We start from the raw sequence: 23,425 nt of genomic DNA, 5'->3' as shown, positions 1-23,425 counted from the left end.
AGGAGGGAGGAGGCTACCATGCCTACAGCGATGAGAAGCAAAGGATTTATAGCCATAGCTCTTCTTCCTGCGCTTCTGTTGTTTCTGATATTTGTCATCATTCCGGTTTTTTGGTCAGCTTACTACGGATTTTTCAGTTGGAAAGGGTTCGGAGACGCCACGTTCATCGGCCTTGACAATTATAGAGAGATGTTCAAGGATCCGATCTTCTGGCGGGCGCTTCGAAACAACCTGATTCTGGTCGTATCGTCCATTATCGGCCAGGTTCCGATCGCGTTGATTCTGGCTATCGTATTGTTCAAGAATTCGTTCTTCTCCAGGTTCATCCGGTCAGCCGTCTTCATGCCGATGGTTCTCTCCACGGTGGTTGTCGGTCTCATCTGGGGTTACATTTACCACCCGCAGTTCGGGATTGCCAACTATGTGCTGGAGATGCTCGGCCTGGAGTCATGGACCCGTGCGTGGCTGTCCGATCCGAAGGTCAACATGCTGGCGATATCGATCCCGATTAACTGGGCGAACATCGGCCCTTATCTGGTCATCTTTATCGCAGCGCTGCAAAATATTTCGCCAGAGATCCACGATGCGGCCAAAATCGATGGCTCCACCGGCTGGAACAAGCTGATGCAAATCACGCTGCCGATGGTCTGGAGCACGGTGGTCGTAACCATTGTGCTCTGTATCTCGGGAAGCCTGAAAGCTTTTGACCATGTCATCGTGATGACAGGCGGCGGACCGGCGCAGTCGACCGAGCTTCTTGCTACCTATATGTACAACAGCACGTTCAGCGTATACCGTTACGGTTACGGCTCCGCCGTTTCCACGATGATCATGATCGTCAGCGCCATTCTTATCGCGCTTAACTATTTCGCAACGCGCAGAAAGTCAAGTTAACATGAAGGAGGGAGCGATGTGAATTTACAGACGACCGGGACCGGAAGTACCTCAGGGAAACGCGTCATCACGAAGGGGTTAACCGGATTCGTAAAATTGCTGCTGATTGTGTATGCGATTCTTACGCTCTATCCCTTGTACTGGCTTTTTACGAGCGCGTTTAAATCGAACCAGGATTTCTTCAACAACCCTTACGGCTTGCCGAAGGAGTGGATGACCGAGAATTTATTCCGGGCATGGGAGCTCGGAAATATGGGCCGAGCGATGATCAATTCGACGGTTGTAACGATTACGGCCGTCGTGCTGACCATCCTGCTCAGCGTGCTGGCGGCGTATGTGCTGTCCAGATTCCAGTTTCGGTTTAAAAAGCTGGTGGTCGTATTGTTTACGACGGGGCTGCTGATTCCGATCCATAGTACGCTGGTGCCCCTGTTCATTATGATGAAAAATATCGGCCTGCTCGACACGTACGGCGCACTCATCCTGCCATATACGGCGTTTGAGCTGCCGATCGCGATCTTCCTGGCGATGGCGTACATGTCATCCATTCCAAGAGAGATTGAAGAAGCGGCCATGATCGACGGCAGCGGCTGGTGGGGAATCTTCGGCCGAATGATTCTGCCGCTCTGTACGCCGATTGTGGCAACGATATCGATTCTGGCATTCCTCCGATTCTGGAATGATTTCTCCTTCGCCCTCGTATTCATCAATACGCAGGCATTGAAGACGCTCCCGCTCAGCTTGTCCCTGTTCTCGGACGGCTTCGGCACGGATTACAGCCTGACGATGGGAGCGATGGCGATCGCGGTCATTCCGACGATCGTGGCCTACCTGATCCTGCAGGAGCAGATCATGAAGGGCATGGTGGCAGGATCCATTAAAGGTTAAACTTCAAGCGAAATTCATATTCTTGAAAGAAAAAAGCCTCTTCCGGTCAACGGAAGGGGCTTTTCGTATGATTGGTCAAACAGAGCCATCGGGGTTCATGCATTTTTTCCTCTCGAAAATATTCGTGCACGTTTTTCGGCCACGTCATGCCGGCAAAAGAAATATAATAGAAACACGAGAACAAGAGAGCATGATGATTAAGGACAACAAGCGTATGGCCCCTTAGAAAGTACATCAGAGCGGGGAGGAACCCAAGTGATATCGGCTGCCAATCAGCAGGAGTATTACCAGGCGCTGCTGGAAAAGAAATCGGAGTACGAGGGCGTGTTTTATGTAGGCGTGAAGACTACAGGAGTGTTCTGCCGCCCGACATGCCCGGCCCGGAAACCGAAGATGGAAAACTGCGAATTTTACGAGACGGCTCAAGAAGCGCTGCTTGCATCCTTCAGGCCTTGCAAACGCTGCCGTCCGCTATCGCACCCCAATCAGGTATCGGACCTGGTCCGGCTGCTCGTAGAAGCCGTTGAGGAGAATCCGGAGAAAAGGTGGACCAACCAGGACTTTCAGAAGCTGTCCGTGGATGCTTCGACGGCAAGGCGCCAATTCAAGAAGCGGTTCGGGATGACCTTCGTCGAATACGCACGGGCACGGCGAATGGGACTTGCCCTGAAGCAAATCCGAGAGGGGCATGCCGTCATCGATGCGCAGCTGTCGACCGGCTACGAGTCGAGCAGCGGTTTTAGGGATGCGTTTTCCCGCATCATGGGCGCGGCGCCTAGCCGATCGGGGCACCATAACATCTTAAAGGCTTCATGGATCGACACGCGTCTCGGACCAATGATGGCTATTGCCGATGAAGAGGCGTTGTATCTGCTCGAATTCGTGGACCGCCGGGGCCTGGAGCGTGAGGTTGAACGTCTCCGGCAGAGAACCAAGTCGGCGATCATTCCGGGCCATACGGCTCCGATCCGTTCGATCGAGCTGGAGCTCGCAGCGTATTTTGACGGGAAGTTAACGGAATTCAAGACGCCCTTGTTCTTGCTGGGCTCGCCGTTTCAACAAGAAGTGTGGGACCGATTGCTGCGGATTCCCCCCGGCCAAACGTCTTCGTATGGCGAAATCGCAGCGGCGATGGGAAGACCGACCGCGTATCGCGCCGTTGCCCAAGCGAATGGCGCCAATCAGCTTGCGATTGTCATTCCATGCCACCGCGTGATCAATACGAGCGGTGAGCTCGGCGGATATGGCGGCGGTCTGTCGCGAAAGCAGTGGTTGCTGCATCATGAGCAGTCAATCAGTGCTGGAACTAAGAATCCCCTTCCTTAACAAAGGAAGGGGATTCTTATGTTCGGCGATTAGCTAGAACGCAAATCCCGTGGAAGCACCCGCTATGCTATAATTTGGAATGTCTCCTTATGTTTTCATACAGCATTTGATTATCAATTGAACCGTTCGTCATATCGGATTGCGTCCCAACCGGAATCATGTGGAGCACGAGCCCTATTATTTTATGCTAAGACCGCATGGTTCAGCAGGTACGAAAGTGAGTGGAAGTAAACATGATGATTCCGATTCTAGCTTTGGCGGCAGCCGTTTCGGGGGGCGTTGTCGCTTCAGGAGCAGGTGTGGCCATTTTGGTCGGGTTTGTATTCTTTTTGATCGGCTTTTCCGGAAAGAAGGGGAGACGGCCGAATTTCCTGACTTCGGACGGGCTCAAGGCCATCGGCACGATTTTGGTTGTGGCCGTGTTCATGGTGTTGGCTTATTCCGGTACCTTGACCAGCGGCTCCCTGATCCGTTTTAACGGGATGGACCCTGTCTTCCAATACGAGCAAGGAAAGAAACTGCTGTTTATCGGATTGGCCTCCGCTGCATGGTTTGTCGCCAGCTTCCTGTGGCTGCTCCCGTACATTATCGAGATCAAGCCGCGGGAGTGGAATCGCAATCATCTGATAGGGGTCGGCGTTTATTTCGCGCTGGTCTTTGCCGCCGCTGGGGCTGCGATGCTATGAATGAATATATGAGGGTTCGGATATAGGAATAGCTGGCTCCGGGAAACCGGGGCTATTTTAATTTGGTTCAAATTACCTATATATGTTGTCGAAACATGTTATAATATTCCGGATTCATCTTGGAGGAAAGATTATACATATACTGGAGGATTATTCTGTGAGAAAGATGTTGTTTTTTCTGGTTTTCTTGATTGCCCTGTGCAGTTTGCCGGGGGTTGGCACCGCAGCAAGCTCGGGGAACATCACAGCTTCAAAGCTAAAAGAAGAGGGCGTGATTCTCAAGAATAACACGATGGTTCCGGCGGCCGCTGTAACCAAGGCATTGGATATCAATTTTGAAATGAATAACAAAACCGGGCAAGTTTCCATCTGGAAGGGTACGATGAAGGTGGTCGCAAAAAAGAATTCAAAATACGTGAAAATCAACGGCGTTGCCACGTCTTATACTGCGCCTGTCCAGTTGGTCGAGGGCAAACTCATGATTCCGGTCCAGCTGCTGAAAGATGCCTTCAAAATCAAAGTTTCGGCAGATTATGATTTGCTGCATGACTACTTGAAGAACGTGACGCTCCAAAGCGAAACACATAAAGTCACAGTGCCGGTAAACGATCTTTACGAATCGCATCATAAATATATTGGAAAGACAGCGTGGATTTTTAAGCACAACATGCTAATCAATAATGCCCAGGGAAGCATAGCAAACGGCGTCGGCAATCTGGCCCAGGTGAAAATAACCAAGATCAAACGCGACGGCGTTCTTGGCGATTGGTTGAACGTTTATTTTACACATAACGGCAGGACCTATTATGCCGAACTGGATGCCTACGATTTTGAATCCGGCTTCATGACAACTAGTCCGTATAAGCAATTTAATTTTCCGGAGAAATATTGGAAAAAAATCAGGGAATCCGTAATCAGCACAGGAATGACGACCGAGATGGTTTATCTGTCATGGGGATTATATGATCGTCACTATGAAGATATCTATTCATGGGGAACGACCGACATGTGGGTCTATGAATCCTCGTATGGCTCAGACCACTATCTCTACTTCTATAATGGCATTTTGGAGAATATTTCGAGTTACTAAAGTACAAAGCAGCCTAGCCCCTGCCTTTGAGGAGGAGCATGGCTGCTTCTTTATATTATAGTAGAAAAAAATTAGCGGGGGCTTTTCTCCTGCCCCGGCCTTGCCGGCACCGTTGCCGTTTCCCGGAATTTCACCGGGGACACGCCATAGTTGGCCCGGAATACCCGGTGAAAATAAGAGTAGCTTGCGAAGCCGCAGGTTTCCGCGATTTCCTCCAGCGTCATCGTGCTGTATTTGATGCGCTCTACGGCTGCGTTCAGCCTGATCTCGAGGGCGTACTGGATCATGGTTTTTCCGTAATACTCCTTGAACAGTTTAACCGCCCGGGATAAGCTAAGCCCGACATGGGAAGCAGCCTCCTCCAGCTTGAAGGTTAGGGTGGCGTGCTCCTCCACGAATCGCTTCAGCCGCAGGGCGGTGAAGGCAAGGCGATCGGTCGGCTTGATCTCGGTGATGGCGCGGTCCAGGCAGAGGCAGAGACTGCGCAGCAGGTAGTCGGTCAGTTCCCCGATTTCCCCTTCAAGGCCGCGCCGCTTCTCCAGCAGCATCTGTCTCCACAGACCGAGCAAATAATCGTCGAGCCCGACGTGACTGACGACAGGGCGGGGGATGCGGTTCCACCAATCATCAATCCAGGAGCCGTCGCAGAATATAAAATAATCCCCGCTGGACACGCGGCCATCCTCGCCGTCTTCCTTCACCCGCAGCTCGTATTCATCGCCGGGCTTCAGCAGCAGCAGGTCGCCTGCCTGCACATGGTGCTCGATGCCGTTGCAGTAGATCTCGCAGGAGCCCTCGGTTTGGAGTCGGAACAGATAGGTCGTCAAGCCGCCCCGATGGCTGTTGCTGAATTGCTGAAAGTGATAGGAATAGTCGCAGATGAGCAGCCTAGCTTCCATAATGGTAACAACCCCCAGTAAAAATATAAGCAGATAGTTCATGTTGCAGCAATATTGTTTATGTTCATTTTAGCCTATTTGCATGTATGATAGTAGCAGATAGAGCAGTAACTCATTTTTGGAATCGAGGTGCGCTATAATGAGAAGAATGAACATTGGTTTGCAAATGTATACGCTGCGCGATGAAACGGCACAGGATTTCCGCGGTACGCTACGCAAAGTTGCTGAATTGGGTTATGAAGGCGTGGAGTTCGCAGGTTATGGAGACATTCCGGCCGAGGAAATGAAAACGCTTCTTCAAGAGCTTGGCCTGAAAGCGATCGGCAGTCACGTGGGCCTGCATCTGCTTCGAGCAGACCTGCAGAAGGAAATTGATTACCTGAAAACCATTGGCGCTAAATATATGATGTGTCCATACGTGGCCGAAGAAGATCGTAAAGATGCCGAGGATTGGAAGAACCTCTTCTCCTTCCTGGAGGAAGTAGGGGCCGAAGCCCGCAAGCAGGGACTGATCTTTGGATACCATAACCATGCATTCGAATTCGAAGCCGAGGTTGATGGCCAGTTCGTTTTTGATGCGATGTATTCCGCAACGACGCCGGAAGCCGTGCAAGTGGAGATGGACGTATGCTGGGTACAATTCGCCGGACAAGATCCGCTCACTTACATTCCGAAATACGCCGGACGTCTTCCGCTGCTTCACCTGAAAGACTTCAGCAAGGATGCGGAAGGCAATATGAAGACGCTGGAGCTGAGCCAAGGCTCGGTTAATCTGCCGGGCGTCATTCAGGCTGCATCCGATGCAGGCACGGAATGGCTGATCGTGGAGCAGGACGTATGTCAGAATCCGCCGCTGCAAAGCGTGGAGAACAGCATGAACTGGCTGAAGCAGAACTACCTGAACCAATTTTAATCTATAAGCAAAAAAGGAGACTTTCAATGAGCAAAATTAAAGTGGCAGTGTTTGGCTGCGGCGCGATCGCCCAGCGCAGACATATTCCTGAATACGCGAACAATGCAAACGTGGAGCTGGTTGCTTTTGCCGATCCGGTGAAGGAACGCGCCGAAGAGATGGCAGCCCAGTATGGCGGTAAAGCCTACGCAGACTACCAAGAACTGTTGAAAAACGAGAAGCTGGACGCCGTTAGCGTATGTACGCCGAACTATCTGCATGCTCCGATGAGCATCGCGGCTGCGAATGCCGGCCTTCATGTGCTGGTGGAGAAGCCGATGGCTACGACGGCTGAAGAAGGAGAGCAAATGATCGAGGCCGCCCGCAAGAACGGGGTGTACCTGATGGTAGGCCACAATCAACGCCTCATGCCACCGCACGTAAAAGCGAAGGAGATTCTGGATTCCGGCAAGCTCGGCAAAGTGCTTACCTTCCGTACTTCCTTCGGCCACGGCGGTCCGGAGAGCTGGAGCCTGGATGGACGCGACAGCTGGTTCTTCCGCAAGGAAGAAGCGATTATGGGCGCCATGGGCGATCTCGGCGTGCACAAATCCGACTTTATCCGTTACCTGCTGAACGATGAGATTGTGGAAGTGGCAGGTTTTATCGGAACGGTCCATAAAGAAGGAACCGATGTAGACGACAACGCGACGTGCATCGTTCGCATGAAGAGCGGGGCCGTGGGCACGCTGATGGCAAGCTGGACGCATTACAGATCCGGCGATAACGGAACGGTATTGTGGTGCGAGAAAGGTGCCATGAAGATCGGTACCGTTAACGGCGACGAGGTGGTTGTAGAGCTGACAGACGGTACGGTGGAGACTTACAAGGTAGGCGCCATGGCAACCAATGAGAAGCAGGTTCCGAGCGGCGTCATCGACGCGTTCGTCGAATCCATTCTCACGAACACGCCGCCTAGCATTTCCGGTGAGGAAGGACTTCGTTCCTTGAACGTGATCCTGGGTGCATTCGAATCCCAAGAGACCGGTAAAATCGTGAAGCTGTAATAAATGAGAGTAGAGGGAGGCCGTATGCGTACGGCTTCCTTTTGTTTGTACTGCACATCAAAGCAAAGCATAGCTTAGGAATGCAAAAAAACTATTAAAAAGGCCGCTCTGCCATCTTCATGGAGAGCGGCCTTTTTAATATGGATTTTACTTGGGCATACGCGTTGTCCGATACATCCCATCCACCTTGATGCTATCACCGTCCTCCGCGACGGGAATGAAGGTCGGCCGTTCATCCGGCGTGCGGTTCGGGGTATGCACGGTCAGCATCAGCTGGCCGTTCCAGGTACGGAACACCATGCCGTGCCCGCCGTCGCTGGAATATAAGGGTTCGGGCTCTTGAAGCCAGGGACCCGTCAGCTTGCCGGTTGGCGACTTGGCAACGCCGAGCGCGTATCGGCCATCCACAAAGCTGGCCCATAATAGGAGCAGACTCCCCGATGTTGTCCGAAACAGAAACGGGCCGTCCGTCACATAATTGCCCGATCCGGGAAAGCGGGGCGAGTGGAACGGCGTGGCCCAAGCGGCTTCAGAGGCTCGGAACAGGGTCACGGGCTCCGAGGCGGCCTCCGTGAGATCGGGACTCAGGCGCATGGCGCAAATCTCGCCGTCGCCGACCTGCTGCCACTCGTGGCAGAACACCATCCACGGCCGATCCGTTTCGTCGATATGCAGCGTACCATCCAGGGAACTCCAGTCGACAGGGGTCACGGGCCCATCGCTATAGAGGGAGAAGGGCCCTGTCGGCTGCTCAGCCGACAGCACCGCAGTGCCCAGCAGATCGTTATCTTTTCGGCGGAAGGTGGCAAACATGATGTAACGCCCGTGGTAATAGTAGACTTCGGGTGCCCAGAAGTTCACGTCCGCGAAGAAACCGTCCGGTTTGCGAAAGACCGGATAAGGGCCTTCCCAATCGATTAGATCCCGACTGATATAGACATCGAAGCCGTTTCCTTCCTTCCATATATTTTTGTCGGTGCTGCCGTACATGTAGTATATTCGCTGTGTCGGGTCAGGCAGTACGTAGGGGTCCCGAAGCTGAATGTCTGCAGTTTTCACGCTTAAGCGTTCACCTCCTTCAATTAACGATAGCTAGGATAGATGATGCCGATATCCCTCTCCGTCTTCAAATCTCCGTCTGAATACTGCTGCATTTCATTGCCTTTGATCCGGATCGGAATGGATGTGCCTTGATAGCGGAGCTCGCCTTCAATGGTTCGCGCGCTCATGCCGATCACGCCCTCCAATTGTCCGCTGCGGTCCGTGACCAGCCGAATCCCGGCGGGCCCTTGAATATGAACGCGGCCTTCCCGGTATACGGTGACGTTGTCCGGGGTATTCACCAGTTCGTAGTGCAGCCCGTTCACGGTTCGGCTATAGGCCGTGTTGCCGGCGACTTCTTCCCCATGGTCCATATCGACCGGAAGCAATCCCGTAAACCACAGGCGATCCGATCCGATCGGCATGATGCCGCAGAGCCGTTCCACGTAATCCAGCAGGCACAGAATGGAGGGGGAATACGCCTCGGTAAAGCCCTCTGCACCTGTCCAAGGGCTCAAGGTTTGCGGGAAGCGCTTCGCCTTGGACAAGGCGGACAGAATCGGCTGCAGCACCCAGGTCAGCTCGACATAGCGGTGGTGATGTTCAAAGGCATGCGGCGCCCGGATCAAGCTCAGGAAATTGGACGGCCCGCCCCAGCTGTTGTAAGCGGAGGACGGATCGAACCGCGGATCGTCCATCGCCATGGACGTAAACGGATATTTGGCGAAGAATTTGCCGGTATTCAGCAAATACCGCCGCAGCATGTTGCCAAACAGCTCGTCGTCGCCCACCTCGCAGGCCATCACGCGCAGCAGCACGTCGGATTGGACCCAGACCAGCTCGTCGTTCCGATCCCGGTCATAGAAGAATTGATCGTCTTCGTCATAACAGTAACGGAAGAGGCTGTCCAGGCTGGCTTCGGCTTTGGCCCTCCAATCGGCTCCGGATTCGCCGAGTTCTTCGGCCATGCGGGCCAAATACATGCGCTGACAGTAGATGTTGGCCGTCAAATCCGGTGCCAGGAAGGGCAGAACCGGGGAGTTCGGGTGGAAGGCTGCGGCATCGTTCCGATAGGGCGTGTCCGGAACATGCCAGAACCTGGGCGACAGATCATGCCCGGTATCAAAGGTACTGAAAGCCTCCACGCAGCCGGTCCCCCGGGTGTTGCGGTAACGCGCGATCCAATCGTCGTAACGCGACATGGCTTGGTACATGGTCTTCAGGAAGGAGAGGTCCCTTCCATGAAGCTCATAGTGGTTCCAGACGCAGCGCGCCAGGGGCGTGACGAGCTGGATCTGGCGGAACGAAGGGCCGTTCTCCGTCAGTTTATAAGGGAGCAGCCCATCCTCTCTTTGCTGATCGGCAAAGGCGAGGTAGGTTGTTTCAGAGACCGAGGGAATCAGTCGCGATAGCAGCTCCGCATTGATGGTGCCGGTGCTCTCCAGCCAGCAGCCGAGATAGATACCGCCCTCCTGCAGAATCGGATCGGTGCCGTTCATCGGCACGATGCAGGCCAGCAGCTTCTCCAGCGCAGTATAATAAGCCGTTTCCAGCCGTCCGCCCGATGCCGCGAATCGGACGCCTGTCGCCTGCCACTCCTGCAGCAGCTTCCGGTCTTCCGGTTTGCCCGGCTGCGCCCGATCCGGTATCGAAATCCGGCGCAGCCGGTCCAGCATAGCTTCTGTCATGTCCGCCTCCTTGAAAGCTTGTTATTGATTCGATTCAAATATGCGCACGGTGCCGTTGTAGAAGTCCGCAACGGCCTGCTCGACGTTTTTCCGGCCGAAACCGATCTCCTGGGTCGTCGTCTGGGCCAGCTTGGAGAACTCGGCGAATCCCGGCGGATTATAACTCACGTCAAAAGGCTCGGTCTTCGTGGCTTCCGATACGAGGCTCGTATAATTGTACACAATCTCTTCCACAGGACCCGCTTCCTCCTGGAGAAGGTTGCGGTTGGCTTCCGTCACCGGCACGCCGCGGTCGTTGCCGAGGATTTTGGCCGCTTCGGGATCGTTGATCCAGAAGTCCATGAGCGTGGCGACTTCCTTCGGATGCTTGGTGTTGGCATATCCGGATAGTCCTTGGCTGGACTCGAATACCACGCCCGTACCCTTCGGACCTCTAGGTACCGGATGTAGGATGAGCGGATCTTCCGTCAGGCTCTGGAATGCGGCCAGCTGATTGGAAGGGAGGAGGCTCATGGCGGCTTTACCCGTAATCAACAAGGATTTGCTGGTATCATCGTGCGGATTGGACACCTGAAGTTCAGGCGTAACGACACCGCCGGCCTTCGAAGCCTGTTCCCAATACTCGAACCATTCCTGAATGTCTTCCTTCGCGAAGCCGAGCTTTCCGTTCTCCATATCATACAGCTGTTTTCCGCGCTGCTTCAGAAAGATATCCATTCCGTCGACGGTGAAATTATAGGTACCGTATACGCCGTCGCCAAGCTTATCGGACAATTCTTTGCTGACGGCGGCAAAGTCCTCCCAATCCCAATCCTGCTCCGGCAGAGGAATGCCTGCCTTTTCGAACAGTGCCTTGTTGATGACGATTCCCCGGGCGTTTGCGCCGGCCGAAATATGCTGCAGCTTTCCATCCAGGCGGCCGTATTCCACCATGGTGGCATCCATGCCGTCCAGCTTCAGTTCGCTGCCGACATACGGATCCAGGTTCAGCAGCACATCTTTTTTGGCATAGTCCACGACGTTTCCGCCCAGGAAGAAGATATCCGGCGCGGTGCCGGAAGCGAGCTGGGTGTTCAGCTTATCGAAATATCCGGAGGAAGGCGAGAATTCGCCGACGATTTTGATGTTCGGATGTTTGTTCTGGAACACCTTCAGGGCTTCGTTCGTAATATCGGCCCGTTTCTGGTCGCCCCACCACATCATGCGCAGCTCGACTTGGCCGCTCGGCTCGGCCCCTGCGTCCGCATTCCCGCCTTCTCCCGTGTGATCCGTTCCGGAACAGGCGGTGACGAATAATAGGAGCGAAGCCAACATGCCAACGAAACATTTCTTCAACATGGATAATCCCCCAGTCTAATCATAATTGGTTCATTTGCAGCACGCCCTCGCACGTCGGCAGGCAGCTTCTGAGGCTACTTCAGGCCGGTCGTGGCAATGCCTTCGAGAAAATACCGTTGAAACACCAGAAAAATGATCGTCACAGGCAGCAGCGATAGCGTGGACATGGCGAGCAGCGCCCCCCAATCCGATTGCCCCGAGGGATCGAACAGGGATCGGATCCCAAGCTGTACAGTGAACAAATCAATCTTGCTTAAATAAATCATCTGGCTGAAGAAGTCGTCCCAGCTCCAGATGAAGGTGAAGATGGCCGTCGTAATCAGCGCAGGGACGAGAAGCGGCACCACGATGCGGAAGAAGATCTGCGATTGTCCGCAGCCGTCGATGGTCGCGCTCTCGTCCAGCTCCCGCGGAATGCCGCGGATGAACTGAACCATCAGCAGAATGAAGAAAGAGTCATGCGCCAGCCATTTGGGCAGGATGAGCGGGAAATACGTATTGATCCAATGAAGCTCGTTATACAGAATGTATTGAGGCACGAGCGTTACGTGGTAAGGCAGCATAATCGTCACCAGCATGATGCTGAACCACAGGCCTTTGAATTTGAACTTCAATCGGGAGAAGGCGTAGGCTGCCAGGGAACAGGAGACGATGTTCCCGATGACGCTCATGACCGAGATCAGCACGGAGTTGCCGAAGAATCGGCCGAAGGAAATGCCCTGGAGCCCGCTCCAGCCGTTCACGTAATGATCCAGCGTGAAGGCAGTCGGAATGAGGCTGCTGTTGGTGAAGATAAGATGATTCGGTTTAAACGAGCTGAAGACGAGCCACAGCACCGGATACAGCATGAGCAGGCCGAGGAGGATAATGGCGGCATGCCTCCCGGCTTGAACCAGTTGTCGCTTAAGCGGCATATCCATTACCTCCCTTCCTGGTTATCCCCGTAGAAGACCCAGAATTTTGATGTAAGAAAAACGATTCCGGTGAACACCCCGATGATGACCAGCATGATCCATGCCAGTGCCGAGGCATAACCCATATCGAAGAACGAGAAGCCTTTCAGATACAGGTACAAGGTGTAGAACATCGTTGCGTCGAGCGGTCCTCCCCGCCCGTCCCCGATGACGTAGGCCGGCGTGAAGGCTTGGAACGAATTGATCATGCTCATGATCAGATTGAAAAAGATAACGGGTGACAGCATCGGCAGCGTGATGCCGAAGAATTGACGGATCTTTCCGGCACCGTCTACGCCTGATGCTTCATATAAATCAGTCGGAATCTGTTTCAGACCGGCAAGGAAGATGACCATGGCCGATCCGAACTGCCAGACGGACAGCGTGATAATCGTATACACCACATAGTCGGGGTGGGCGATCCACGAGGGGCCCGTGATGCCGAACCAGCCGAGGAACTGATTGACCAGCCCGCTGCCGTCAAAGATTTGGCGCCAGACGATGGCAATGGCAACGCTGCCTCCCAATAGAGAGGGGATGTAATAAACGGTCCGGTAAATGCCGAGTCCGCGGATGCCCTTGTTCAAGGCCATGGCGATCAGCAGCGCGAACGCAAGTCTCAGCGGCACGGACAAGAACACATAGTAGAACGTTAGCCACAAGGATCGTTGAAACGTATCGTCTTCGGTAAAAATCTGGACATAGTTGCTGAGTCCCGTCCAAGTCGGCGATGACAGCAGGTTGAATTTGGTCATGGACAAGTACAGCGATGCGATCATCGGCCCCAGCGTCAGACAGAAGAAGCCGATGAGCCAAGGCAGAAGAAACAAGTAGGCTGTCTTATTCTGCTGGCCGTATAAGGGCTTGGACAGCTTTCTCATAATGTGCCTCCCTTCAGGATGAATGAGCAGGGGCGGTTACCTGACGGCCTGAAGCGCTTACAATCGGTATGTCGGTGCGCCCGGTAAACACATCATACCGGGGGAGGAGAGAGGGCGGAATCTCATTTCTTCGGATCATCGTGTTCGATTTTTTCGGATTGCGACAGTCGGAACTCGGAAGGGCTTTGATTGAACATTTTTTTGAATTTGGAGCTGAAATAGCCGGGTGAAGAGAAACCCGTCAGCTCGGCTATGTCCCATACCGTCAATCGGGTCTCCTGCAGCAGGCGTACGGCGTGTTTCATCCGAACCTCCGTAACGTACTGGATGAACGAGACCCCAGCCCCTTCCTTGAACATTTCCGAGAAGTAGGTAGGGTGGTAGTTATACTGCTCGGCCAGCGAGGTCAGCGATAATTCCTGCATATAATTTTCCTCGATATACCGCTTGGCGGATTCAATCAGGGTAGCGTCTCCGTCTCCGGATTCTGGGAGGTTGTCAACAAAATCCTGTGCCCACTGCATCAGCAGGCGTTCCGCCTGCTCCGGAGTCTCCAGCCATAAAACCCATTCGGGTGAAATCCATAAAGGCCCCGCTCCCCGTGAATGCCGTATGTTGTCGAAAGCGGCGGATTCCATAATCAGCGTGATTTGAAAAAGGCTCCGTACCAAGCGGGCAGGCGATAGCCGGAATGACTCGCCCAGCTCCCTCCGGATGATGCTGCGGAAGGATTCCAATTCGCCCCGGATCAGGCAGCGATGAAGCGCGCGGCTTGTTTCGTCCGGCAGCAACGGACTTTGGTCGGTTACGGGTGCCTGATCCGGTCCGTGCTGGCGTCCTGCCAGATTCCAGGCCAGGAGGGAGTGGATATAACCCTCTTTCCAGCGCTCAAGTCCCGACACGGGCAGCCCTAATCCTACCTGCACCTCCACGGTTAAATACGAGGATGCCTGCGCGGCGAGTTTATCCGCGAATGCATGCTGAATGCCGTCAAGCGCAATGAAATGCATGATACCGGGATGAGCTGCATCATGAAACACTTGAACGCCGCCCGGATAAGACTCGGCGATTTCATGGCAGACCATTTGAAACGGAAGGCGGAGCTGCTCCGGCGCTCGGCCTGCGGGTGCTTTCTGCATGCCGGATTCCCTCATGCCCGCGGTGATGAAGCACACGCAGCCATCCTGCCAATCCTCCAGGTGAAACAGTCGAATCCGTTCCGGCATGGAGGCGGGGGGCAGGCGGTTGCCGCGCACGAGATCCAGCAGGAAGCGTTCCTTCATTTCTTTGTAATACTGGGATAACCGCCACTGCAGCATTTCCGAGTCGTTCCGTACCTTGCGGTTCTTATCCAATTCGTGTTTGATTTTGCTTAAGGCGGATTTCAGGTCGTCCCGGGCAACGGGCTTCAACAAGTAGTCCATGGCCTGGCTGCGGACGCCCGCTCTGGCGTATTGAAAATCCTCGTATCCTGTAATGATGATGATCTGGATGGTCGGATTGTGGCTCCGGCAAACGTCCAGCAGCTGGACGCCGTCCATGACAGGCATGTTCATGTCGGTAATGAGCAGGTCATACGAATGGGATTTCAAGAGCTCTTCAGCTTCCAAGCCGTTCCCGGCCTCCCCCGAAATGGCAAAGCCCATGCTTTCCCAGTCGACTTTCAGCTTCAGCCCTTCGCGAACCTCGATCTCGTCATCTGCGATCAATACGTTGTACATGATATTCCTCCTGTACCGGTAGAATCAGTTCGATGCATGTGCCGGCTTCGCTCCCGTTCCGAATATGAACGGCAAATAAGTCGCCGTAATGCAAGCGGCAGCGAGCAATTACGTTGCCGAGTCCAATGTGCCAGCTCTCGCTTCGGAGGATCGGCTCCAATTGGGAGGCCGCCGCGGGATCCTGGAGCTTGCGGATGATCTCGGAGGGCATGCCGGGACCGTTATCCGCGACGCGGAGAAACAGGCGGTTGTCCTGCCTGCTGATTTGGATGTCCACCTGTGCCGTGGTTTGATGCTGAAAGCTGTATTTGACCGCATTCTCGATCAGCGGCTGCAGAATGAACTTGATCATCACCAGCGAATCCAGCCGGCCTTCCTCGTGGATGGAGATGTGGAGTTTATGCCCGAAGCGGGTTTGCAGAATGGAGATATAGTGGCGGACATAGGCCAGTTCTTCGGTTAGGGGGACCCGGTCGTCGCTGGTATTCATGGAGAAGCGCATCATTTTGCCCAGATCCTCGATCACCTGCACGGTATCGTCCGTCCGGCGCTGCATGGCAAGACTGCTCACCAGCTCCAGGGTGTTAAACATGAAGTGGGGATTGATCTGCATGAGCAGCGCTTTATATTCCGCCTGCTGGCGGAGCAGCTTCAGCTCGAATTCGTTCTGGATATGCTGCCGGAGACGGCTGATCATATAGCGGAAGGTGGAGATGACGTAACTGACCTCGCTCTTAACGTTTTTGTCAGGAGGCAGAACGGACTCGGCCTGGTCGAAGGCTCCGCGCTGCACCTGCCTCATCGCCAGCACCAGACGCGTTAAAGGCTTGGTGACGCCATAGGAGAGCCATGCGGCGGCAAACAGGGAGACCACGATCAGAACGACCGTGACCACCAGAATCGTGCTCTGAAGCTTGTGAAGAGAGGAGTACAGCTCCTTCTCCGGCGCCAGGCCGGCCAGCATCCAGCCGGTGCGCCCCAGTTTCTTGTAAACCAGAATGTCCCGCTGCCCCTCATCGTTGGTCAGATAGACGACGCCCGATTTCAGCGGGCCGTTTCGAATGCGATCGATCTCCGATAGGGCTCCGGCGCCGAGTTCATGCGCCTGCTGGGATAGAATCGGGCTTCCCTGCTCGTTCAACAGAAAAATCGTGCTGTTCTTGGCCAAATGGATCCGGGTGAGCGGCTCCAGAAAATAAGACTCGCTGACGTTAACCTTCATCACGTTTTGCGCCGTGGCATGATGGAAGGTCCCGATGGGCATCAGCAGGCTGACGACGGGATTGCCGTGATCCCGGACGCGTTCATGCTGGTCCGTATGCGCTGGCAGCCAGCGGTCTCCGGACGCGAAGAAGTTCGTGTACCACGATTCCCGCAAAAAGGCAGGGTCGGTTTCGACTTGGTTCTCGCCGCCGACCCGAAGCCCGCTGCGCCGGTAGATGGATACGTCGGAGATACTGGTGTAGCTGTTGGTCGCTTGGGTCAGAAATCGGCTCATCGCAAGATTGGCCAGCATTTTCTCCCCTTCGGGCAGCAGCGGATCGCCGATGGCGTTATCCCAGTTCTTGGCCGTGTCACTGTTAAAGACCAGGGAAGCGACGTCATAAATCTGCATCTGGACCATATCCACGTAGGAACCGTATTCCTCCATCTTTTCAAGGGCCGAGGATTCGATGTAGGAGCGGATCACGGTGCGCGATTCCGTAAACAGCAGGAGGGAGAGCGTGCCGAAAGAGAGGACGAAGAGTGCGACGATAAAGGCGATCAAACGGCTTTTTAATGAGAAGAACATCCATTTCCTCCTTTTCGAAAAGCGGATTTCTAGGCGGTCTGCGACATGTGAAAAAAGGCTGCGCAAAATACGCAGCCTTTGAAGGAAAAATGCTTGGAGCAGCCGTGTACGGCTTAGAAACGAACCAAATTACCGATTCGTACAGGCATGCCGGTGGCGATGGCGCGGTTGGCTGCAATTCCTGTCAGTATGGATCTCGCCCCATCGATATGGTTGGCCGCGCGGGCATAAGGATCTTCCACCGGTTCCCCGAACAGATCATTCAGCAGCACCGGGTCGCCCCCGCCATGTCCGCCCTGCTGCTCCTCGACGTGAACCTCGTACGGGGCATCGAACATCGGAAGCACCCGCAGCGTTTTCCCGATTAACGCGCCTTCCAGGCTCTTGTCGCCCAGTGAATTGACGTAGGATTGTTCGACGATGTTCATCTCGATCCGGCCTTTGGTGCCGTTGATGGCGATGCGATAGCCTTCCCACGGCTGATAGGCGACCAGCGAATACGTTAAAATGGCCTTGTTCTGATATCGCACGAGGACGCCCATCGTATCTTCAATGTTGATGCCGTCCCCGAATACGCTTTGGTCCCGCTGGTAGCCGTCCTCCGGCTCGGCATCCAGGTACATGGCTTTGAGATGCGCATCGGAATCCAGATGGAGCGCAAAAGGGTCCTCTTTCGCAACCTTGTTGCCGGTCGCGCGATTATAGAATTGCGTAACGCCCCGCGCTTCGGCATTCTCTCTACCATAATACATGAGATCGCCAAATGCGAAAACGGTTTCAGGATGGGACCCGATCCAGAAGTTGACCAGGTCGAAGTGATGGGTGGATTTATGGACGAGCAATCCGCCGCTGTTCCGCTTGTCCCGGTGCCAGCGCCGGAAGTAGTCCGCGCCGTGGCGGGTATTCAGCAGCCATTCGAAATGAACCGAGGTCACCTGGCCGATGGTATCGTTCATGATCAATTCCCGTACCTTGGTATGGTGGGGGGCGTAACGGTAGTTGAAGGTGACCCTGATGTTCTGTCCGGTCCGCTTGGCTGCATCCAGGATGGCCTGGCATTTTTCCTCGTCGATCGTCATCGGCTTCTCGGTCACGACATCGCATCCAAGCTCCATCGCGCGGATAATATACTTGTGATGGGTCCGGTCGATGCTGGTCACGATGACGAAGTCGGGCTTCTCGTTCTCGATCATCCGGTCGAATTGGTCCGCGGGGTAGGTAGGCACCTCGGCGTATTTATATTTTTCCCGCAGCAGCTGATTCGCGTAATTCATGCGGGTTTGATTGATATCGCAAAAGGCAGCAAGCTCGGATTTGTCGCGGAAGTTTTGGGCCAGGGCGCCATAAAAAAATTCGGCGCGGCCGCCGGTACCGACCAATACATAGCGTTTCTTGTCACTCATCTCTATCGCCTCCTTGAATATAACTCTAGCCTATAACAAGGGAGCACTGCTTTCGCCGCATTTTATGCGTAATCGCTTTCAAATGCCGCATATTTTGCTATAATCCAAGAAAAGGGGGCAGCGACATGACGAAGCCGTTTCGAGCGGATTACCATGATCCCACCGGATATTTGGACATTGAATATGACCGCCGTATTGGATATTTCTCGATGACGGTTGACCATCTTCACGATCATTACGAGCTGTATTACCTGTTATCGGGCGAGCGGATCTACTTCATCAAGGACCGTTCTTACCGGGTTCGAGCCGGCGATCTTGTCTTCGTGGACCGAAATGCCGTTCATAAGACGCTGGACAGCGGGCGGCCCGACCATGATCGCCTTGTCCTCTACTTAAGCCCGGAATTGTTCGCGGATTTGACCGTACCGCCTGAACTGGCCGAGGGGCTGAAGGAGCCGTTCGGTTGGGATGTTCCGATTCTAAGACTTCCTTCGCCAGCGAGTGAAGCGGTGGAGCGAATGGTCGGCGACATGGTGAATGAGATGATCCATCCTCAAGCCGGAAGCAGCTGGCTGCTTCGGCACCGAACGGTCGAATTGCTGCTCTTTGCCTACCGCAGCCGGCATCTGGGCACGGTCCGTTCGGCCGATACGGAGCCGGTCCTTCATCCGAAGACCCAGGCGGTCGTACGGTATCTTAACGACAACTACCGGCAGGCCTTAACGCTGCCCGAGGTAGCGGAGGCGTTCCGGATCAGCCCCCACTATCTCAGCCGGCTGTTCAAGCAGACGACGGGATTTACCTTCAGCGATTATCTCAACCTGCTTCGGGTCAAGGAAGCGCAGCGTCTCCTGCGGGAGAGCGATGATTCCATCACGGATATCGCCTGGCGATCGGGCTTCAGCAACTTCTCCCATTTTGGGAAGATGTTCAAGCGGACGGTTCAGCTGTCGCCGAGAGCCTACCGGCAGCAGTATCGAATGCGAAGTTAGAGGGATTATGGCTATGTCTTTTTTCTTTCAGGTTTACTAGAAAAAGCTGTATTGAAATGATAGGCACCACGTTCAGCGAGTTGAATCAGCCCGTGAATGTGGTGCTTTTTGGTGTGTTTATGGTATCTTGGAAGTGACGAAAACGCCATGTTTAATAGATTCGTTGAGAGGATCGACAGTCAAAATGAAAACAAAAATACAAGAGCTGCCGCTGTCGCCGGGCGTATATCTCATGAGAGATTCGCGGGGAACGGTCATTTACGTTGGCAAATCCAAAAGTCTCAAGAAGAGAGTACAATCGTATTTTTACAACAATAAATCGCACTCCCCAAAAGTGAAGAGGCTGGTTCAGCATGTCAAAGACCTGGAGCATATCGTCACCGACACGGAGTTTGAGGCGTTCATGCTGGAATGCAGGCTCATTCAGGACATAAAGCCGATGTATAACCGCAAGATGAAAAATCCGCTAGGTTATAGTTATATCGTAGTGCGGCAAAAACGAGATTGGCGATGGCTGGAATTTACGGATACACTGGATGAAGGCAGTCACGAACCGTCTCGTTGTTTCGGCCCCTATACAGCCAGCAGACATAGTCTTGAACATGCAGTGCAGAAGGTTAAGGAATGCTGTAAAATCGCCTGCAATCATGCACCTGCCGCTTCTTCGGCAAATACTCCCTGCTTGAATTATTCGATTGGCCTCTGTCTTGGCAAGTGTCTTGGCGGCGAAACCGCGCGGCAATTTGATGAAATCATGGATCGATTCATTGCTCTGCTTCAAGGGGACGACCGACGTTTATATGATGAAATGGAGCGAACCATGCTGGGCGCCGCAGAGCGTTTCGATTTTGAGCAGGCTGCAAAATACAGGGACGGCATGGAGGCGGTGAACTTGCTCTTAAGTAAACGGCAAGTGATCGAGTTCGCCGAAGAGAAACACAGCATCGTTGTCTACGAGTATTTAAACGAAGATACGATCAAGTTATTCCTGATAAAGGGGAACGTTGTGCTGCACAGCGAGCGATGCTCTGTGGCTACCACGGCGGACATTGAAACGTTGAGGCTGAGGGTCAAAGCCTTGATCCTCAGCTATTTCACGAGTGATTTGGAATGCGAATCTACTGAGGTTACCCGGCAAGATATCGATGCTGCACAAATCATCTACAGCTATTTGCAGAGCAGCGCCTGCCGCTATCTTGTTCTTCAGGATTCATGGCTCGAAGACGGTGGGGAGCCTGATATGGAGGCTGCACTGCGGGATTTTATGAATCATTATGTTGTGTCATCTTAATTGGATCATGAACCGGGCTGCTGCAGCCCGGTTTTTTATCGCCTATATTATTTTTGAGAAGACGTTATCCCGTTGGTCGGAGATTGTATCGTAGGTAAGCTATACTATCAGCAACACATCTTTGATGATTAAGGTTTGTTAAAAAATCGCCCCATCGGCATCTCTCTCGTAAAAGTGATCCATCCATACTTATATTTCACTTCAATCTGCGTGATGGGCTGATTGTTATAAAGACGGATGCCGTAATTAAGCGGAATCCGCGAACCTTGATCGAGGGCGGCTCTCTTCTCGTCCGGCATGAGCTCGGGCTTTAACGGCACCTCCCGAATATCGACGAATTCGATATCGGGATCTTCATCAAGGCCCTCGCCGCCGACCAGATGAAGGGAATAACTGACGCCCAGCTCGGCCTTGGCGGGCTTCATGCCATTATTCACCCGCACGTCCAGCAGCTTCACATCGGCGAATCCCTTATTCATCACTTCGAAGATCATGGTATTTTCATCCGCAGAGGACGTAAATCCACCCACCTTGATGGGCGTGGGGCGAAGGAACAGCAGGCATAGAAGGATGGACGAGAGGAGCAGCCCCAGGCCCCAATACCCGAGCCGGCGGAGATGTTTGGATTTAGGTTTCATGGCAGAGCAATCTTCCTTCTCTTATTAAATAGACAGCTTTACAACGGATTTGCCTGCCTCAATATCCGCTTTCATCGCTAACAGATATTTCCGGGTGCGTTCATCCATCTCATTCCAATTTACGAATTTGGCGAAGTAGACATAGGAGTAGATATTACGAAAGTCGATGAACAACGGGATCCGCTGGATCCATTCCTCGCTCAGCGTATTCTCTTGAAGATAGCCGGATAAGAACGAGTCGAAGAATCGGGCCACAAACTCGGCTTTCCGGTTTTCCGAAACCGTCTGAACCGCATGATAGATGGCGATGGCGATATCGTAGGCGAACCAATGGTACGAGACATCTCCGAAATCGAAAAAGATGATCTCCCCGTTATGTACGTGAAAGTTGTGATGGTGGAGGTCATTGTGGACGATGCCGTAGCCTTCCTCATCCTGCGGGAGGGACTCCAATTCCTTAAGATACTGCGTCCACTGCCTATGGACTCTTTCACCTGCAGCCTCCGGGAACGCATCGGTAAAAATCACATGATCATTCCACTGGGGAAACGCCATTCGATGCACGAGTGAGGAAGCGGTGGCGTCCTTTTTGCCGAGCTTATGCATACGGCCCATCCCGCGTCCCCACTGCTTGATTATCGCAAAATCCGATGTTACATCCGTTAACGGGCTGCCGGGAGCCTTCGTAAAGGCAATGACATGGTATCGCTTGGATTTATGGGTTACCTCTTCAATAAGAAGATCCTGAGCAGATCGAATGGACACCGCCATGTTCAGACCCTGCTCGGCGAGATAGGCCATCCACGTCAGCTCGCGAATGATCGAGGCTTTGCGGTATTTGGACGCGTCCAGGAATTTCATAATGAAGCGTCGTCCGTCTTCACCGTTGTATTCAAATACATTCTGATCGAATCCCCCAAGTAACTTCAGCGAATAAGAACCTCGGCCGAATCGTTCGGCCCCTTGATCCAAGACAGCCTGTTCCATGGAAAGTCCCCTTTATCGTATTCTCGATATGATGCTCATGCTTACATACCGGAAGGTTACTGTACTCACTACCAACTACAGTCTAACGAAGATGGCGGGTGGTTGCAAAAAATGGGAGGGCATACGAAAAAGGGTGCTCCCTTAGGAGCACCCTTACATTTCTTTATCAACCTTCGAATTTCTGCGCCAGCTCACGGAAATTCAGCTCCTTCGTGCTGGACAGCACGATATCCGCATGCGGGAAATGCGCGGCGTTGCCGATCGCGACGGCGAACATGCCGGCGCCCTTGATGGCGTCAACGCCGGAGGCGGCATCTTCCACGCCGATGCAGTCGGCAGGCTCTACGCCAAGCTCTGCGGCAGCGGTGAGGAATATTTCCGGGTCCGGTTTATTGTTCTTCAGCTTGGTTACGTCGACGATCACGTCGAACTGGTCCATGACCCCAAGCCGTGTAAGCACGGCGATGGCGTTTTTGCTGGCGGACGCGATGCCGGTCTTCAGGCCGGCCGACCGGATGTCTGAGACAAACTTCGTTATCCCTGGCAGCAGGTCGGCTGGCGTGATCGTTTCGATCAGCTCGACGTACCGCTTATTTTTGCGGTCAGCCAGCTGTACCAGCTCTTCATCGGAATAGTTTACAGGCGTCTCCGCCTGGCTTAACAGGAGCTTCAGGGAATCCATGCGGGATACCCCTTTGAGATTCTCGTTGAATTCTCTCGTGAAGGGAATGCCCAGCTCGGTTGCCGTAGCTTTCCATGCCTGATAATGATACTCCGCGGTATCGGTAATGACGCCGTCCAAGTCAAAGATGGCAGCCTTCAGCTTGCGTGTTTCATTCATATCTTATAGCTCCTTTTTGAGATATCAGAAAGTATAAGCCCGAAACGGGGACTTCCGGATATCGCAAGAAAAATGACGGTTTATCGCGGTCTGTTTTCATAGAAAACTATGTCGAAA

The 23,425-nt window shown here is 53.5% G+C and carries 21 protein-coding genes; 9 read left to right on the top strand and 12 right to left on the bottom strand.

Going from position 1 to position 23,425, the window contains the following annotated elements; translation table 11 throughout:
* The first annotated feature begins 18 nt into the window (after nt 1–18).
* The 5 genes from JNUCC32_RS22850 to JNUCC32_RS22830 all read left to right on the top strand — a co-directional run bounded on the left by JNUCC32_RS22850 (nt 19) and on the right by JNUCC32_RS22830 (nt 4,884).
* Complete coding sequence (locus JNUCC32_RS22850; RefSeq protein WP_009595489.1) at nt 19–894, top strand: carbohydrate ABC transporter permease; 876 nt, start codon at nt 19–21, stop codon at nt 892–894.
* An 18-nt stretch (nt 895–912) separates the two neighbouring features.
* On the top strand, nt 913–1,782 hold the full coding sequence (locus JNUCC32_RS22845; RefSeq protein WP_012818671.1) for a carbohydrate ABC transporter permease: 870 nt from the start codon (nt 913–915) through the stop codon (nt 1,780–1,782).
* Between the two features lie 255 nt (nt 1,783–2,037).
* On the top strand, nt 2,038–3,108 hold the full coding sequence (locus tag JNUCC32_RS22840) for a bifunctional transcriptional activator/DNA repair enzyme AdaA (RefSeq protein ID WP_192569935.1): 1,071 nt from the start codon (nt 2,038–2,040) through the stop codon (nt 3,106–3,108).
* Nucleotides 3,109–3,341: 233 nt separating this feature from the next.
* Nucleotides 3,342–3,794: a hypothetical protein gene (locus JNUCC32_RS22835; protein ID WP_192569934.1), complete on the top strand. Its 453-nt coding sequence runs from the start codon at nt 3,342–3,344 to the stop codon at nt 3,792–3,794.
* Between the two features lie 166 nt (nt 3,795–3,960).
* Nucleotides 3,961–4,884 (top strand): copper amine oxidase N-terminal domain-containing protein, encoded by a 924-nt coding sequence (locus JNUCC32_RS22830; protein WP_228469016.1) that lies wholly within the window; start codon nt 3,961–3,963, stop codon nt 4,882–4,884.
* A 71-nt stretch (nt 4,885–4,955) separates the two neighbouring features.
* Here the strand turns inward: JNUCC32_RS22830 and JNUCC32_RS22825 are convergent, their stop codons facing one another.
* Entirely contained in the window at nt 4,956–5,783 is an 828-nt protein-coding gene (locus JNUCC32_RS22825) for a helix-turn-helix domain-containing protein (RefSeq protein ID WP_071222296.1), read from the bottom strand.
* Between the two features lie 139 nt (nt 5,784–5,922).
* On the opposite strand from JNUCC32_RS22825, the gene JNUCC32_RS22820 reads away from it, so the two are divergent.
* Nucleotides 5,923–6,696 (top strand): sugar phosphate isomerase/epimerase family protein, encoded by a 774-nt coding sequence (locus JNUCC32_RS22820; RefSeq protein ID WP_012818676.1) that lies wholly within the window; start codon nt 5,923–5,925, stop codon nt 6,694–6,696.
* A 26-nt stretch (nt 6,697–6,722) separates the two neighbouring features.
* Entirely contained in the window at nt 6,723–7,742 is a 1,020-nt protein-coding gene (locus tag JNUCC32_RS22815) for a Gfo/Idh/MocA family protein (protein WP_012818677.1), read from the top strand.
* Nucleotides 7,743–7,889: 147 nt separating this feature from the next.
* Here the strand turns inward: JNUCC32_RS22815 and JNUCC32_RS22810 are convergent, their stop codons facing one another.
* From JNUCC32_RS22810 to JNUCC32_RS22775, 8 genes are all read right to left on the bottom strand, one after another.
* Complete coding sequence (locus JNUCC32_RS22810) at nt 7,890–8,801, bottom strand: glycoside hydrolase family 43 protein (protein WP_192569932.1); 912 nt, start codon at nt 8,799–8,801, stop codon at nt 7,890–7,892.
* A gap of 23 nt (nt 8,802–8,824) precedes the next feature.
* On the bottom strand, nt 8,825–10,471 hold the full coding sequence (locus JNUCC32_RS22805) for an MGH1-like glycoside hydrolase domain-containing protein (RefSeq protein WP_192569931.1): 1,647 nt from the start codon (nt 10,469–10,471) through the stop codon (nt 8,825–8,827).
* 21 nt (nt 10,472–10,492) lie between these two features.
* Complete coding sequence (locus tag JNUCC32_RS22800) at nt 10,493–11,809, bottom strand: ABC transporter substrate-binding protein (protein ID WP_192569930.1); 1,317 nt, start codon at nt 11,807–11,809, stop codon at nt 10,493–10,495.
* Between the two features lie 74 nt (nt 11,810–11,883).
* Complete coding sequence (locus JNUCC32_RS22795; RefSeq protein WP_012818681.1) at nt 11,884–12,723, bottom strand: carbohydrate ABC transporter permease; 840 nt, start codon at nt 12,721–12,723, stop codon at nt 11,884–11,886.
* Nucleotides 12,724–12,728: 5 nt separating this feature from the next.
* Nucleotides 12,729–13,643 carry a carbohydrate ABC transporter permease gene (locus JNUCC32_RS22790; protein WP_009595490.1) on the bottom strand — a complete coding sequence of 305 codons (915 nt, stop codon included), beginning with the start codon at nt 13,641–13,643 and terminating at the stop codon, nt 12,729–12,731.
* 122 nt (nt 13,644–13,765) lie between these two features.
* Complete coding sequence (locus JNUCC32_RS22785) at nt 13,766–15,364, bottom strand: response regulator (protein ID WP_192569929.1); 1,599 nt, start codon at nt 15,362–15,364, stop codon at nt 13,766–13,768.
* Nucleotides 15,339–17,156: a cache domain-containing sensor histidine kinase gene (locus JNUCC32_RS22780; protein WP_192569928.1), complete on the bottom strand. Its 1,818-nt coding sequence runs from the start codon at nt 17,154–17,156 to the stop codon at nt 15,339–15,341. The genes JNUCC32_RS22785 and JNUCC32_RS22780 overlap by 26 nt, the downstream gene beginning before the upstream one ends.
* Before the next feature lie 113 nt (nt 17,157–17,269).
* The gene (locus JNUCC32_RS22775; protein WP_096774755.1) at nt 17,270–18,559 is read right to left on the bottom strand and encodes a Gfo/Idh/MocA family oxidoreductase; all 1,290 of its coding nucleotides are present in this window, start codon (nt 18,557–18,559) and stop codon (nt 17,270–17,272) included.
* Between the two features lie 125 nt (nt 18,560–18,684).
* Between JNUCC32_RS22775 and JNUCC32_RS22770 the strand changes: the two genes are divergently transcribed.
* Together JNUCC32_RS22770 and JNUCC32_RS22765 are read left to right on the top strand one after the other, a co-directional pair.
* On the top strand, nt 18,685–19,551 hold the full coding sequence (locus JNUCC32_RS22770; protein ID WP_192569927.1) for an AraC family transcriptional regulator: 867 nt from the start codon (nt 18,685–18,687) through the stop codon (nt 19,549–19,551).
* A 184-nt stretch (nt 19,552–19,735) separates the two neighbouring features.
* A complete protein-coding gene (locus JNUCC32_RS22765) occupies nt 19,736–20,842 on the top strand; it encodes a GIY-YIG nuclease family protein (RefSeq protein WP_192569926.1) in 1,107 nt (368 codons plus the stop codon).
* Between the two features lie 128 nt (nt 20,843–20,970).
* Here JNUCC32_RS22765 and JNUCC32_RS22760 read toward each other — a convergent pair whose 3' ends face one another.
* The 3 genes from JNUCC32_RS22760 to pgmB form a co-directional block, all read right to left on the bottom strand.
* Nucleotides 20,971–21,480, bottom strand: a complete 510-nt coding sequence (locus tag JNUCC32_RS22760; protein ID WP_192569925.1) for a hypothetical protein — start codon at nt 21,478–21,480, stop codon at nt 20,971–20,973.
* Nucleotides 21,481–21,504: 24 nt separating this feature from the next.
* The gene (locus JNUCC32_RS22755; protein ID WP_192569924.1) at nt 21,505–22,467 is read right to left on the bottom strand and encodes a phosphotransferase enzyme family protein; all 963 of its coding nucleotides are present in this window, start codon (nt 22,465–22,467) and stop codon (nt 21,505–21,507) included.
* Between the two features lie 166 nt (nt 22,468–22,633).
* A complete protein-coding gene (pgmB, locus tag JNUCC32_RS22750) occupies nt 22,634–23,308 on the bottom strand; it encodes a beta-phosphoglucomutase (protein ID WP_192569923.1) in 675 nt (224 codons plus the stop codon).
* Between the last annotated feature and the right edge of the window lie 117 nt (nt 23,309–23,425).

The organism is Paenibacillus sp. JNUCC32, from assembly GCF_014863545.1.
Taxonomy (GTDB): domain Bacteria; phylum Bacillota; class Bacilli; order Paenibacillales; family Paenibacillaceae; genus Paenibacillus_AQ; species Paenibacillus_AQ lautus_A.
This window is presented reverse-complemented; position numbering and strand designations above follow the sequence as displayed.

Bases quoted from the DNA above. Each gene is read 5' to 3' on its own strand.
- JNUCC32_RS22850 (WP_009595489.1), top strand. From the start codon at position 19: ATGCCTACAGCGATGAGAAGCAAAGGATTTATAGCCATAGCTCTTCTT.
- JNUCC32_RS22835 (WP_192569934.1), top strand. From the start codon at position 3,342: ATGATGATTCCGATTCTAGCTTTGGCGGCAGCCGTTTCGGGGGGCGTT.
- JNUCC32_RS22830 (WP_228469016.1), top strand. From the start codon at position 3,961: ATGTTGTTTTTTCTGGTTTTCTTGATTGCCCTGTGCAGTTTGCCGGGG.
- JNUCC32_RS22825 (WP_071222296.1), bottom strand. From the start codon at position 5,783: ATGGAAGCTAGGCTGCTCATCTGCGACTATTCCTATCACTTTCAGCAA.
- JNUCC32_RS22820 (WP_012818676.1), top strand. From the start codon at position 5,923: ATGAGAAGAATGAACATTGGTTTGCAAATGTATACGCTGCGCGATGAA.
- JNUCC32_RS22815 (WP_012818677.1), top strand. From the start codon at position 6,723: ATGAGCAAAATTAAAGTGGCAGTGTTTGGCTGCGGCGCGATCGCCCAG.
- JNUCC32_RS22805 (WP_192569931.1), bottom strand. From the start codon at position 10,471: ATGACAGAAGCTATGCTGGACCGGCTGCGCCGGATTTCGATACCGGAT.
- JNUCC32_RS22800 (WP_192569930.1), bottom strand. From the start codon at position 11,809: ATGTTGAAGAAATGTTTCGTTGGCATGTTGGCTTCGCTCCTATTATTC.
- JNUCC32_RS22795 (WP_012818681.1), bottom strand. From the start codon at position 12,723: ATGCCGCTTAAGCGACAACTGGTTCAAGCCGGGAGGCATGCCGCCATT.
- JNUCC32_RS22790 (WP_009595490.1), bottom strand. From the start codon at position 13,643: ATGAGAAAGCTGTCCAAGCCCTTATACGGCCAGCAGAATAAGACAGCC.
- JNUCC32_RS22785 (WP_192569929.1), bottom strand. From the start codon at position 15,364: ATGTACAACGTATTGATCGCAGATGACGAGATCGAGGTTCGCGAAGGG.
- JNUCC32_RS22780 (WP_192569928.1), bottom strand. From the start codon at position 17,156: ATGTTCTTCTCATTAAAAAGCCGTTTGATCGCCTTTATCGTCGCACTC.
- JNUCC32_RS22775 (WP_096774755.1), bottom strand. From the start codon at position 18,559: ATGAGTGACAAGAAACGCTATGTATTGGTCGGTACCGGCGGCCGCGCC.
- JNUCC32_RS22770 (WP_192569927.1), top strand. From the start codon at position 18,685: ATGACGAAGCCGTTTCGAGCGGATTACCATGATCCCACCGGATATTTG.
- JNUCC32_RS22765 (WP_192569926.1), top strand. From the start codon at position 19,736: ATGAAAACAAAAATACAAGAGCTGCCGCTGTCGCCGGGCGTATATCTC.
- JNUCC32_RS22760 (WP_192569925.1), bottom strand. From the start codon at position 21,480: ATGAAACCTAAATCCAAACATCTCCGCCGGCTCGGGTATTGGGGCCTG.
- JNUCC32_RS22755 (WP_192569924.1), bottom strand. From the start codon at position 22,467: ATGGAACAGGCTGTCTTGGATCAAGGGGCCGAACGATTCGGCCGAGGT.
- pgmB (WP_192569923.1), bottom strand. From the start codon at position 23,308: ATGAATGAAACACGCAAGCTGAAGGCTGCCATCTTTGACTTGGACGGC.